Raw genomic sequence first — 12,353 nt, 5'->3', positions numbered from 1 at the left:
GTCGACTACCGCTCATCACCATGAATGCGGCGTTCAACGCGTCAAGCCGATGGCCCTCCCCCGGCAAATCAGCGCCCTGACACGCCGGGGGCTGCCAGATTAACGGCATGTGGGGAACCGTTTTCTGGGCGCGTATGCCATAACCTTCCGACTTACGGATTCCAAGTAGCGGCTCTCCATTGAGAATGCAGGATCAAAGGTTCCCGACGATCTTCTTCATCAGGTGCTTCTTGAGAAAGCCGTACTGGGTGTAGAGCAGGGCGCCGCCGAATAGTCCGACGTGGGGGGCCGCCAGCCCGTCTCCGCCTCGAACCTCTCCACATAGCTCTCGGCGTTCGTCTCGTCGCCGTGGGCCGCCATGCTGACCGAGACAAGGGCGGACGGGAGACGCTCGAGCACGGCACGGTTCTTCCGGACAAAGTCCGCGACGTACCCCTCGTGTCTGCCCACATGCACGGATGCCGCCACAATGACGTCGTCGAAACTCTCCGGAAAAGTGTCCGCGGCCTTCTTGAGGTCCACGGTCTGTGCCTCGTGGCCGTGGGCCTGGATCACCCCGGCAATGTACTGCGTGATCTGGGCGGTCTGTCCTTCAACGGTCCCGTCCCCGGGCCCGGCGGGGAACCCGGGAAGACTACATGTGCACGTGCAGGCGGCGGGCCGCTTCGGAGATGGAGCCGCTCAGTGACGGGTACACCGTAAAGGTGCTGGCGACGTCGTCGACGTGCAGTTTCTGTGTCACCGCGAGGGCGATCGGGAAGATCAGTTCCGAGGCGTTCGGTCCCACGACGACGCCGCCGATCACGGTGCCGGAGCCCTTGCGGGCGAAGATCTTGACGAACCCGTCCTTGTGGTTGCGCATCTTGGCGCGGGCGTTGCTCTTCAGCGAGAGCTTGATGACGTCGGCCTGGTACTTGCCGGACTCAATCTCGGCCTCGGAGACCCCCACATTGGCGATCTCAGGCGAGGTGAAAATGTTGGACGCGACCTGGTGCAGCTTGAGCGGCATCACGCTGTCGCCCAGGAAGTGCGCGATCGCGATCCGCCCCTGCATCGCCGCCACGGAGGCCAGAGCCAGCACGCCGGTGCAGTCGCCCGCGGCGTAGATGTTCGGTGCGGTGGTGCGGGAGACGCCGTCGACCTTGATGTGGCCGTCTTCGGTGAGCGCGACGCCGGCCTCCGCGAGGCCGATCCCGTCGGTGTTCGGGATGGAGCCGACGCAGACGAGGCAGTGGCTGCCGGTCACGGTGGAGCCGTCGCCGAGGGTGACGACGACGCCGTCGTCGGTGCGTTCCACGGACTCGGCGCGCGAGCGGGACAGGACCTTGAGTCCGCGGCGTTCGAAGACGCCTTCCAGGACCTCGGCGGCGTCCGTGTCCGAGCCGGGAAGCACCCGGTCGCGGCTCGAAATCAGCGTCACCTTGGCGCCCAGGCCGTTGTACGCGGAGGCGAATTCGGCGCCGGTGACGCCCGAACCGACCACGATCAGGTCCTCGGGGAGCTCGTCCAGGTTGTAGATCTGCGCCCAGTTCAGGATCCGGATGCCGTCCGGCCGGGCGGTGGGCAGCTCGCGCGGGTGGGCGCCGACGGCCAACAGGATGGCGTCCGCTTCGATGGTCTCGGTGCCGTCGATAGTGAGGACCTCGATGGTGTGGTTGTCCAGCATCCTGCCGGAGCCGATGATGATCCGGACGCCCTGGTTCTCCAGGCCCTTCTGGATGTCGGTGGACTGCTGCCGGGCCAGGCCGAGCAGGCGGTCGTTGATATGTTTGAGGTCCGCGCGCATCGTCGGGGTGCAGTCGCCGCCGTCGAGGTCGAACTTGACGCCCAGCTCGCCGGCCTCGCCCACGCGGGTCATCAGGTCCGCCGTCGCGATCAGCGTTTTGGAGGGGACGACGTCGGTCAGCACCGCGGAGCCGCCGAGCCCCGCGCGTTCAACAATGGTGACTTGCGCCCCCAGTGAGGCGGCGACCATGGCGGCTTCATAACCGCCGGGCCCGCCGCCGAGGATTGCGATGCGGGGTGAACTGAAATCGGGATGCGTAGTCACAATCAGCCATTGTCCACCATCCGGACCGGCGCCACCAAGAAAGCGGACCCGCACCGTGCTGCCCGCGGTGCTGGGCAGCACGACGCCGGCAGGATAACTTGTACCGGTGAGTACAACAGAATTCCTGAACAGTGACCCTTTCGATGCCGCCCGCGCCGCCGCCGACTACATCGCCGCCGAGACGGGCGTGGACACCCACGACGTCGCCCTGGTGCTCGGATCGGGCTGGGGTGACGCCGCCGAACTGATCGGCGAAACCACCGCCACCCTCTCCGCGGACGAGGTCCCCGGCTTCTCCTCCCCCGCAGTGGTGGGCCACGTGGGCACCATCCGCTCGGTGCTGACCAGGGAAGGCAAGCGGGCCCTCATCCTGGGCGCCCGCACCCACTACTACGAGGGCAAGGGAGTCCGCGCCGTGGTCCACGGCGTGCGCACCGCCGCGGCCGCCGGCTGCAAGACCCTGGTACTGACCAACGGATGCGGCGGACTCAACGAGGACTGGACCCCCGGCACGCCGGTGCTGATCAGCGACCACATCAACCTCACCGCCACCTCCCCGCTTGAGGGTGCCACCTTCGTGGACCTCACCGACCTGTACTCCGCCCGGATCCGCGGCCTGGCCCGCGAAGTGGACCCCTCGCTGGACGAAGGCATCTATGCCCAGTTCACCGGCCCGCACTACGAGACCCCCGCCGAGGTGCAGTACGCCAAGCGGATCGGCGCCGATCTGGTGGGCATGTCCACCGCGCTTGAGGCCATCGCCGGCCGGCACGCCGGCATGGAAGTCTTCGGCATTTCGCTGGTGACCAACCTCGCCGCCGGCATCAGCCCGGTGCCGCTGAGCCACGGCGAAGTCCTCGAAGCCGGACAGACCGCGGGTCCGCGCATCTCCAGGCTGCTCGCGGAGATCATCGCCAAGCTCTGAGCCGCCGGATTCCGTTGCTGCGTCCCCGCGGGTTACGCCCCGGCGGCGAGGTAGCGCACGGCCTTCAGCCTGTCCTGCGGGAACCGCCGCTCCATCGAGTCGGCGATCCCGGCGATGGTCTGCCGCGCCAGCGCCTGGCGCCAGGCAAGTTCTGCCTGGCGCATGGTCTGCGAGATGAGGCAGGTCCGGACGTAGTTCGCCTCCGGGTCCGCCTCCGGGACGTTACCCAGGATCCCTTCACAACGGAACGCCGGCTCGGGGCCCTCAAGTGCCAGGACAATATCCAGGACCGTGATGTGCTCCGGCCGGCGCGCCAGGTGGAACCCGCCGCGCGGCCCGGAGACTGAGTCCAGGACCCCGGCGCGGACCAGCGCCTGCAACTGTTTGTTCAGGTAGGCGGCCGGGAGCTTGTAGTACTCCGCCAGCCGGGCAGAGTTGACCGCTTCCCCGGCCGGCGTCCAGGCCATGTTGACGCAACTGTGCACGGCCCATTCCACCCCACGGCCCATCTTCATATTCCAGACATTACGTGTCCGGAAAATTGGGTGTCAAGGGCTGAAGCGTGACGGACCTGCAATGCGCCTCTCGCTTGTCGGGGAAGGAATCCGCAGCAAATGGCGCTAGTTTGGTGGGTATGACGTCTTCTGATGCCGAACTGACCCGCCTCCTGAGCGAGGCCCGCAACTGGGCCGCGCAGGACCCGGATCCCGCCACCGCCGCCGCCCTGACCGAGCTGATCCGGCTCACGCACGACGGCGATCCCGCCGCCCGCCAGGAGCTCGCGGACAGCTTCGGCGGCACTCTGCAGTTCGGCACCGCGGGCCTGCGGGCGGCCCTCGGCCCGGGCCCGAACCGGATGAACCGCGTCGTGGTGCGCCGCGCCGCTGCCGGCTTCACCGCGTTCCTGACCGACGCCGTCGCCGCGGCCTCCCCCGGCACCCGGCCGCGCGCCGTCGTCGGCTACGACGCCCGCTACAACTCCGCTGTCTTCGCCGAGGAAACGGCGGCGATCCTCACCGCGGCCGGCGTAGAGACGTTCCTGATGCCCTCCGCCCTGCCCACCCCGCTGCTCGCGTACGCGGTGCGGGCGCTGGACTGCGACGGCGGCGTGATGGTCACGGCCAGCCACAACCCGCCGCAGGACAACGGCTACAAGGTCTACCTGGGCCGGCACGCCGTCGAGGACAGCGGACGAGGGGCCCAGATCGTGGCGCCCTACGACGCCAAAATCGCGGCGAAGATCGACGCCGTCGGGGAACTGGCTGACATTGCGCTGGCAGCCGGGGGCTGGACCCTGCTGAGCGGCTCCATCGCCACCGGCTACCAGACCGCCGTCGCGGCCCTGGCCGTTCCCGCGCATTTCCCGGCCCGCGAACTGAAGATCGTCCTGACCCCCATGCACGGCGTGGGCGGCGAAACCGCCGTGGCCGTTCTGCACGCCGCCGGCTTCGCCGACGTCACACTGGTGACGGAGCAGGCCGAGCCGGACCCGGACTTCCCCACTGTGAACTTCCCGAATCCCGAGGAGCCCGGCGCCCTGGACCTGGCCCTCGAGACCGCGGCCCGGGTGGATGCCGACATTGTGATTGCCAACGATCCCGACGCCGACCGCGCCGCGGTGGCAGCGAAGGATCCGGACACCGGCGCCTGGCGGATGCTGCGCGGCGACGAGGTGGGTGCCCTGCTGGGCGCTCACATCGTGGCCCGGCTGGCGGCCGGCGGCAGCAGCGGCGGCAGCGGAGAAACAGGCGTCTTCGCGAACTCGATTGTGTCCTCGCGGCTGCTGGCCCGCATCGCGGCCGCCGCGGGCTACGCCCACGAGGAAACCCTCACCGGTTTCAAGTGGATCGCACGCGTGCCCGGTCTGCTTTACGGCTACGAGGAGGCGCTGGGCTACTGCGTGGCGCCTTCCCTGGTCCGGGACAAGGACGGAATCTCCGCGGCGGTGCTGATCGCAGAATTCGCCGCCGCGGCGAAAGCCGGGGACAAGACGATCTTCGACACCCTCGACGAGCTGTACCTGGTGCACGGGCTGCATGCGAGCGACCAGCTCAGCATCCGGGTGGCGGACCTGGGCCTGCTGGACGCCATGATGAACCGGCTGCGCGTGAGCCCGCCGGAATCCTTCGGCGGCTCCGCCGTCGAAACCGTCACGGACCTCGCCGAGGGCAGCGACCAGCTGCCGCCGACCGACGGCCTGCTGTACCTGACGCGGGACCTCAGCCGCATCATCATCCGCCCCAGCGGCACGGAACCGAAGCTCAAGTGCTACCTGGAGGTCATCCGCAGCGTCGGCTCGGCCGCCGAGCTGCCCGCGGCGCGGCACGAGGCCCGCGCCGCGCTGGACGGCGTCCTCGCGGACGTCCGCGAGGCGCTGGGACTGTAACTACCGGGGGTTCAGACCTTAGATCTCCACCTCAATGTACCCGCCCACAATCCGGGTACCGAAGGTGGGGAGCCGGAGTTCCGGTGTGCCCAGGCACTCCCCTGTTCCGAGGTCATAGACCTCCTTGTGCAACGGCGAGGCGAGTGTCTGGCGTGCTCCGCGGGAACCGGTGATGCCGCGGGCCATCACATGCGCCCCGGTGGCCGGATCCTCCTGGCCGACGGCGAAAACTTCGCCGTCCACCGTGCGGAACAACGCCACCTGGCACCCTGCGATCAGGGCAGCCTCGCCCCACGCGGGCTCGAGGTCCGCCAGGGCGCACACCCGGTGCCAGCCGGCCCCATGGTGGCCCGCGGTCTGTTCAACAAAGCTGCGCGCTGCGCTCTCCACTACGGCGGTCATTTCGGCCCCTCTCTGATACATCTGTAACGGGCTCAGCCGCTCCTGCGGCCACGTACCCACGCTAGGTCCGCGGTGTTTCGCCGGCGTGCAGTAAATGTGTCCGGCGCGTAAAAGAGACCTCACCGGCCCGGAAATGCGTTCGTGATGCAGAAGTTAAGATCACGAAACATAAGGGAAACCGAAGCGAAACTGCGCGTACCTAGTCTGGAGGGACACTTCGATTCAGAAGGTCGCGGAGCACCGACTGCGGCCCAGGCGGAAGGCCCACAGTGACCGGACAGACCTCAAGCCCGCAGGACCGGGGCGCAGAGCCCAACTCACCACCGCGCCGCATCGTGGTTGCCGGCGGCGGTCCTGCCGCCCACCGCTTCGCCGATGCCATGCACGCCCGGGGCCTGGACGGCTGGCACGTGACGGTCCTCACCGAGGAAGCCCACTTGCCCTACGACCGCGTCGCGCTGAGCAAGGCCCTCACCGATAACGGCGTTGACCTCACCCTCGGAAGCGCCGCGATGTGGGCGCACGAGGCATTCAGCCTGAAGACCGGCGAACGCGTCACCGGCATCGACCCCGCCGAAAAAACCGTCACCACCGCGGCCGGCACCGTCTACCCCTACGACGAGCTCGTCGTCGCCACCGGCTCCGACGCCGCCCGCCTGCCCATCCCCGGCGCCGAACTCACCCACGTCTACCGCACCCTCGAGGACGTCCGGGCCATCAGCACGGCGATCACGGAACTTAGGCAGAAGCTGGGCCGCAAGGTCAAGGCCGTTACCATCGGCGGCGGGCTCCTTGGCCTGGAATCCGCGGCCGGCACCGAACAGCTCGGCGCCACCCCGATCGTAATCAACGGCTCCCCCTGGCTCATGAACACCCAGCTGGACGAAGGCGCCGGGCAGGCCCTCGGCCGCCTGATCGAGGCCAAGGGCTTTACCGTCCACGGCGGCGTCTTCCCCGCCGAGGTCCTCTCCGACGACGACGGCCAGGTCACCGGCGTGCTCATGGCGGACGGCCGCACCATCGACGCCGACCTTGTGATCGTAGCGATCGGCGTCAAGCCGCGTGACGAGCTGTTCCGCAACGCCAACGCCAACGCAGCAACCGGCTCGGGTGCGGAGCAGCTCTTCGACCTCGGCCCGCGCGGCGGCGTGGTTATCTCCGACGGCTGCGAAACCCAGATCCCCGGCATCTGGGCGATCGGCGAGGTGGCCAACTTCGGCGGCATGTGCCTGGGCCTGGTGGCCCCGGCCAACACCATGGCGGAGATCGTCGCGGACCGGCTGCACGGCGGCCAGGCTACTTTCCCGGGCTTCGACACCGCCACCAAGCTCAAACTCTCCGGCGTCGACGTCGCCAGCTTCGGTGACGCCTTCGCCAAAACCGAGCACGCGCTCGAAATCGTCTACGCCGACCCGGCCCGCGGCGTCTATCAGAAGATCGTCACCACCGACGATGCCAAGACCCTCCTCGGCGGCGTCTTCGTCGGCGATGCGACCCCGTACACTTCCCTGCGGCCCATGCTGGGCCGTGAACTGGCCGCCGAACCCGGCGCCTACCTCACCGCGGCCGGCGGCGGCGGCGCCCCGGAGACGGAACTCCCGGACGACGCCGTCCTCTGTTCCTGCAACAACGTGGCCGCCGGCAGCATCCGCGACGCCATCAACGGCTGCGGCGCCTGCGAGGGCAACGCCCCGGTCCAGGAACTCGGCGAACTCAAGGCCTGTACCCGCGCCGGCACCCAGTGCGGCTCCTGCGTCCCGATGCTCAAAAAGCTGTTGGAAAGCGAGCTGACCAAATCCGGCGTCGCCGTCTCCAAGGCACTCTGCGAGCACATCGGGCTCTCCCGGCAGGAACTCTTCGAGACCATCCGGGTCCTGGAACTCACCTCCTTCGAGGAGATCATGGCCAAGTACGGCACCGGTTCCGGCTGCGATATCTGCAAGCCGACCATCGCCAACATCCTGGCCAGCCAGAACAGCGCCTACGTCCTCGACGCTGGCCGCGGCACCCTCCAGGACACCAACGACCGCGCCCTGGCCAACATGCAGAAGGACGGCACGTACTCGGTGGTCCCCCGGATCGCGGGAGGCGAGATCACCCCGAAGAAGCTGGGCGTGATCGCCGCCGTCGCCGAGAAGTACGGCCTCTACACCAAGATCACCGGGGGCCAGCGGATCGACATGTTCGGCGCCCGGCTGGAGCAGCTGCCGGAGATCTGGAAGGAACTGGTGGACGCCGGCTTCGAATCCGGCCAGGCCTACGGCAAGTCCCTGCGCACGGTGAAGTCCTGCGTCGGCTCCACGTGGTGCCGCTTCGGTGTCCAGGACGCCGTCGCCATGGCCATCAACCTCGAGCTGCGCTACCGCGGCCTGCGCAGCCCGCACAAGATTAAGATGGGCGTCTCCGGCTGCGCCCGCGAATGCGCCGAAGCCCGCGGCAAGGACGTCGGCGTGATTGCCACGGATAAGGGCTGGAACCTCTACGTCGGCGGCAACGGCGGCTTCCAGCCGGCCCACGCCCGGCTGCTCGCGCAGGACCTCGACGACGCCACCCTGCTCCAGTACATCGACCGGTACCTCATGTATTACATCCGCACCGCGGACCGGCTGCAACGCACCGCGCGCTGGCAGGAGGAGCTCGACGGCGGCCTGTTGCACGTCGAGGACGTGGTGGTGCACGATTCGCTCGGCATCGCAGGCGATCTCGAGGCCGCCATGGCCAGGCACGTTGACACCTACGTGGACGAATGGGCCGACACGCTGAAGGATCCCGAGCGGTTGCGCCGGTTCCGCTCCTTCGTCAACGCCCCGGACCAGAAAGACGATTCCATCACCTTCGTCCCGGACGAGCGCGGCCAGATGCGCCCGGCCACGGCAGAGGAGAAGTCGCTGGCCGGCCAGCAACCAGTGCTGATCGCCGCCGCCATCCCTGTCCGGCCGTCCGGCGCCGGTGTCCCAGCCACCGCCACCGCCAGTGCGAGTGCCCCCGCCACCGCCAGTTCGAGTGACACCGCCACCGAAAGCAAGGTGTAACCATGCAGCTCAGCCTCGATCTCAACGGCCGCGAAGTCCTCGTCACCGGCTCGGACACCGCCGCCCGCCAAGCCGTGAGCCGCTACCGGGCCGCCGGCGCCGTCGTCTCCCGGCTCAGCACCCCGGGCGGCGCCCGGCACGACGGCCCGCTGCCCGAACGGCCCTTCCTGGTCGCCGCGGTCGACGACGGCCAGCCCGGCTGGGCGGCCCTCCTGGACCGGTGCCGTGACACCGGGGTCCCGGTCGCGGCGGAACCCGCCGCCGGGCCCGCCGGCCACGTCACCCTGGTCGGCGGCGGTCCGGGAAGCACCGAACTGCTGACCATGGCAGCCATTAAGGCGCTACGGGACGCCGACGTGGTCTTCTACGACCGCCTCGCCCCTTACCAGGAGCTGCCCGCCCTGAGCACGGCCGAGCTGGTGGATGTGGGCAAGCGGCCCGGCCACCACCGGGTGAGCCAGTCCGGCATCGAGGAGCTGATGGTGGAGGCTGCACTGGCCGGCAGGAACGTGGTCCGGCTCAAGGGCGGGGACCCGTACGTCTTTGGCCGCGGCGGCGAGGAAGTGGCCGCCTGTGTCAAGGCCGGCGTGCCCGTCCGGGTCATCTCCGGCGTCACCAGCGCCATCGCTGTCCCGGCCGCGGCCGGGATCCCGGTGACGCACCGCGAGGTCAGCCACCTGTTCACCGTGGTCTCGGGCCACGCCCCGCTGACGGAGAAGGAACTCCTGCACCTCGCCGGCCTCGGCGGGACCATCGTGGTGCTGATGGGTATCGGCACGCTGCGCCAGCTCGCCGCGGGTCTGCGCCGGGCGGGGATGCGCGCGGACATGCCGATGGCCGTCGTCGAGCGCGGTTACCGCCCCGGCCAGCGCACCACCATCGCCGAGCTGGGCACCATCACGACGGCGGCCGCCGGGTGCAGCAACCCGGCCGTGCTGGTGATCGGCGACGTCGTCGGGGTGGCCGAGGCCAACCGGGGCTGCGCGGAGGCGGAAGCCGAGCTCGACCGCCTGGCCGCGTCCCTGATGGGGGCGTGAGAGCCGTGAATGCCCTCCACGCCATCGCGCCGGCCCGGCCGTCAACCGAACCGTCCACCCGGCCGCCGGGGAGTGAAGTGGCCCGTGAAGCGGTTGGCGAATCATCCGGCGAATCATCCGCGGAGAAATCCGGGCAGCCCCTTGAGGGCTTCCGGATCGGGGTCACCTCGCACCGGCGCTCCCAGGACCTGATCGAGGCCCTGGAGCGGCGCGGAGCCGAGGTGCTGCACGCACCGGCGCTGAAGATCGCCCCGGTACAGGAGGACATGCGCCTGATCGAGGACACCCGCGCCATCATCGACGCCCGGCCCGAGCTGTGCATCGCCACCACCGCCTACGGCATGCGCCGCTGGTGCGAGGCCGCGGACAGCTTCGGGATCGGCGAAGAGCTGCTGGGAACCCTTTCCGCAGCCCGGATGTTCGTCCGCGGCCCGAAGGCCCGCGGGGCCGTTCGCGCGGCCGGACTGGCCGACGTCGGGATCAGCAGCGACGAAACCACGGCCACCCTGGTGGACATGCTCCTGGCTGAGGGCGTGCGGGGCAAAACCGTGGCGGTGCAACTGCACGGCTACACCGACGTGCGCCAGCTCGAACGGCTGCGGATGTCCGGCGCCACCGTCCTGACGGTCACGCCGTACCGCTGGGTCAAGCCCGACGGCGCTGACCGGCTGCCGCGGCTGATCGAGGCCGCCTGCAGCGGAAACCTGGACGTGCTGACCTTCACCAGCGCCCCGGCAGTTGACGCGATGTGGAGCACGGCGCACGAGATGGGCCTGTACAAACAGCTCGTCGAGAGCCTGAAAACCACGGTCACCACCGCCGTCGTCGGTCCCATCACCGCCCAGCCGCTGATCGACGCCGGCCTGCAGCCGCTGGTCCCGGAACGGTTCCGGATGGGCGCCCTGATCCGGCTCGTCGTCGAGCACCTGGCCCTGAACCATGTCCGCCGGCTGGACACGCTCTCCGGGAGCGTGGAGCTGCGCGGCCGCTTGCTGCGGATCGACGGCGCGGCCGTGGACCTGGCCCCCGCGCCGCTGCTGCTGCTCCGGGCCCTGCTGGGCGCCGGCGGGGCCGTGCTGTCCCGGGAATCCCTCTCCGAGCTGCTGGAACTTCGCGGATCCGTCCATGCCCTGGACATGACCGTCAGCCGGCTGCGTTCCGCCCTCCCGGACGGGAACCTCGTGGAAACCGTAGTCAAGCGCGGCTACCGGATCCGCGTCTAAGAGCAACGCGGGGTCACTTAGCGCCCATCCCGAGGCAGTTTATGGGCGCTAAGTGACCCCGCGTTGCATTTTCGGGGCCCCCGCCGAGGCAGCCCCCGGCCCTCCGCCGGGAGGCCTGTTGTGGCAGGATGGGCAACAGAGAAGCCACGAATACCGCGGTGTCCGCAGGCCCACAAAGCCTCCCCGAAGGACTGCCCCAAGGGACTACCAGTCCACGGCCCGCCAGGAAAGGGACCACCATGAGCAACGAAGCCCCCACCGCTGCCGGAAGCGCCACCCCCGCTGCCCCCGTAAGGTCCGATACCCAGGGCAATATTGCCTCCTTCATTGACCACACCCTGCTCAAGCCGGAGGCGAACGAGGCCGAGGTCCTCAAGGTCTGCGCCGAGGCTGCCGAGTACCGTTTCAAGTCGGTCTGCGTAAACCCGATCTGGGTCAAGACGGTCAAGAAGGCCCTCAAGGGCACCGGCGTGCTGACGTGTTCCGTGGTCGGGTTCCCGCTGGGCGCCACACCGAGCGACGTCAAGGCCTTCGAGGCCCGCGGTGCTGTTCTGGACGGGGCCGAAGAGGTGGACATGGTCATCAACATCGCCGCGGCCCGGGCGAACGATCAGGGCGCCCTGGTCGATGACATCGCGGCCGTCGCCGATGCAGTCCACGACGGCGGCGCCATCCTGAAGGTCATCATCGAAACCGCGCTGCTGGACGATGCCCAGAAAGTCCTGGCCTGCCGGGCGGCAGTCGAGGCCGGAGCGGATTTCGTCAAGACATCCACCGGGTTCAACGGCGGCGGGGCCACCGCCGGCGACGTCGCCCTGATGCGCCGCGCGGTCGGTCCGGACCTCGGCGTCAAGGCCTCCGGCGGTGTGCGTTCGCTCGCGGACGCACAGGCTATGATTGCTGCAGGTGCAACACGCATTGGCGCCAGCTCCGGCATCGCGATCGTCAAAGGTGAACAGGGTTCATCCGCGTACTGATCCGCACCGGCAGCCGCCACAGTTTTGAGCCCCCCAGGGGCCGAGGAGGAACGAATGTCCAGCAACACCGCCAGGACCCAGCAGACGCCGCAGACCGAGAACCCCCTCGGATCCACCATCATCCTCTTCGTCCTGATGATGGCCCTATTCCTCGGTTCGCTCTACTCGCTGTCCTTCCTGACGCTGGGCAACCCGTGGCCGATGGTCGCCTGCCTGGCACTCTTCGCTGCGGCGTTCTGGATCCCGCAGACGATTCTGGGCCGCTCGGATTCCGCCGGCGAGATCTAAGCGCCGGCAACAACATCCTAAAAACGACTGAAG

At 68.9% G+C, this 12,353-nt stretch carries 11 protein-coding genes; 7 read left to right on the top strand and 4 right to left on the bottom strand.

What is annotated here, in order from left to right; translation table 11 throughout:
• Nucleotides 1-219 precede the first annotated feature (219 nt).
• Both AC50X6_RS07165 and AC50X6_RS07160 read right to left on the bottom strand, forming a co-directional pair.
• Complete coding sequence (locus AC50X6_RS07165; RefSeq protein WP_494965539.1) at nt 220-555, bottom strand: flavodoxin domain-containing protein; 336 nt, start codon at nt 553-555, stop codon at nt 220-222.
• Between the two features lie 79 nt (nt 556-634).
• A complete protein-coding gene (locus AC50X6_RS07160; protein WP_494965538.1) occupies nt 635-2,050 on the bottom strand; it encodes an NAD(P)H-quinone dehydrogenase in 1,416 nt (471 codons plus the stop codon).
• A 106-nt stretch (nt 2,051-2,156) separates the two neighbouring features.
• Here AC50X6_RS07160 and AC50X6_RS07155 point away from each other — a divergent pair, with 106 nt between their 5' ends.
• Nucleotides 2,157-2,975 (top strand): purine-nucleoside phosphorylase, encoded by an 819-nt coding sequence (locus AC50X6_RS07155; protein WP_494965537.1) that lies wholly within the window; start codon nt 2,157-2,159, stop codon nt 2,973-2,975.
• A gap of 32 nt (nt 2,976-3,007) precedes the next feature.
• Here the strand turns inward: AC50X6_RS07155 and AC50X6_RS07150 are convergent, their stop codons facing one another.
• Nucleotides 3,008-3,490 carry an RrF2 family transcriptional regulator gene (locus AC50X6_RS07150; protein WP_494965536.1) on the bottom strand — a complete coding sequence of 161 codons (483 nt, stop codon included), beginning with the start codon at nt 3,488-3,490 and terminating at the stop codon, nt 3,008-3,010.
• A 119-nt stretch (nt 3,491-3,609) separates the two neighbouring features.
• Between AC50X6_RS07150 and AC50X6_RS07145 the strand changes: the two genes are divergently transcribed.
• Nucleotides 3,610-5,361 (top strand): phospho-sugar mutase, encoded by a 1,752-nt coding sequence (locus tag AC50X6_RS07145; protein ID WP_494965535.1) that lies wholly within the window; start codon nt 3,610-3,612, stop codon nt 5,359-5,361.
• A gap of 18 nt (nt 5,362-5,379) precedes the next feature.
• Here AC50X6_RS07145 and nirD read toward each other — a convergent pair whose 3' ends face one another.
• Nucleotides 5,380-5,763 (bottom strand): nitrite reductase small subunit NirD, encoded by a 384-nt coding sequence (gene nirD, locus AC50X6_RS07140; RefSeq protein WP_494965534.1) that lies wholly within the window; start codon nt 5,761-5,763, stop codon nt 5,380-5,382.
• 269 nt (nt 5,764-6,032) lie between these two features.
• Between nirD and nirB the strand changes: the two genes are divergently transcribed.
• From nirB to AC50X6_RS07115, 5 genes are all read left to right on the top strand, one after another.
• A complete protein-coding gene (nirB, locus tag AC50X6_RS07135; RefSeq protein ID WP_494965533.1) occupies nt 6,033-8,795 on the top strand; it encodes a nitrite reductase large subunit NirB in 2,763 nt (920 codons plus the stop codon).
• 2 nt (nt 8,796-8,797) lie between these two features.
• Nucleotides 8,798-9,832 (top strand): uroporphyrinogen-III C-methyltransferase, encoded by a 1,035-nt coding sequence (gene cobA, locus AC50X6_RS07130; RefSeq protein ID WP_494965532.1) that lies wholly within the window; start codon nt 8,798-8,800, stop codon nt 9,830-9,832.
• A 77-nt stretch (nt 9,833-9,909) separates the two neighbouring features.
• Nucleotides 9,910-11,055 (top strand): uroporphyrinogen-III synthase, encoded by a 1,146-nt coding sequence (locus AC50X6_RS07125; protein ID WP_494965573.1) that lies wholly within the window; start codon nt 9,910-9,912, stop codon nt 11,053-11,055.
• Nucleotides 11,056-11,294: 239 nt separating this feature from the next.
• A complete protein-coding gene (gene deoC / locus AC50X6_RS07120) occupies nt 11,295-12,032 on the top strand; it encodes a deoxyribose-phosphate aldolase (RefSeq protein ID WP_494965531.1) in 738 nt (245 codons plus the stop codon).
• Nucleotides 12,033-12,086: 54 nt separating this feature from the next.
• Entirely contained in the window at nt 12,087-12,320 is a 234-nt protein-coding gene (locus AC50X6_RS07115; RefSeq protein ID WP_494965530.1) for a hypothetical protein, read from the top strand.
• The last annotated feature ends 33 nt before the right edge of the window (nt 12,321-12,353 follow it).

The organism is Pseudarthrobacter sp. HLT1-7, from assembly GCF_059383435.1.
Note: the sequence above shows the minus strand (reverse complement) of the source record. Positions and strands in the feature narration are given on the sequence as shown.

Excerpts from the sequence above, each read along its gene's own strand:
- AC50X6_RS07150 (WP_494965536.1), bottom strand. The coding sequence starts at position 3,490 with ATGAAGATGGGCCGTGGGGTGGAATGGGCCGTGCACAGTTGCGTCAAC.
- AC50X6_RS07145 (WP_494965535.1), top strand. The coding sequence starts at position 3,610 with ATGACGTCTTCTGATGCCGAACTGACCCGCCTCCTGAGCGAGGCCCGC.
- nirD (WP_494965534.1), bottom strand. The coding sequence starts at position 5,763 with ATGACCGCCGTAGTGGAGAGCGCAGCGCGCAGCTTTGTTGAACAGACC.
- cobA (WP_494965532.1), top strand. The coding sequence starts at position 8,798 with ATGCAGCTCAGCCTCGATCTCAACGGCCGCGAAGTCCTCGTCACCGGC.
- deoC (WP_494965531.1), top strand. The coding sequence starts at position 11,295 with ATGAGCAACGAAGCCCCCACCGCTGCCGGAAGCGCCACCCCCGCTGCC.
- AC50X6_RS07115 (WP_494965530.1), top strand. The coding sequence starts at position 12,087 with ATGTCCAGCAACACCGCCAGGACCCAGCAGACGCCGCAGACCGAGAAC.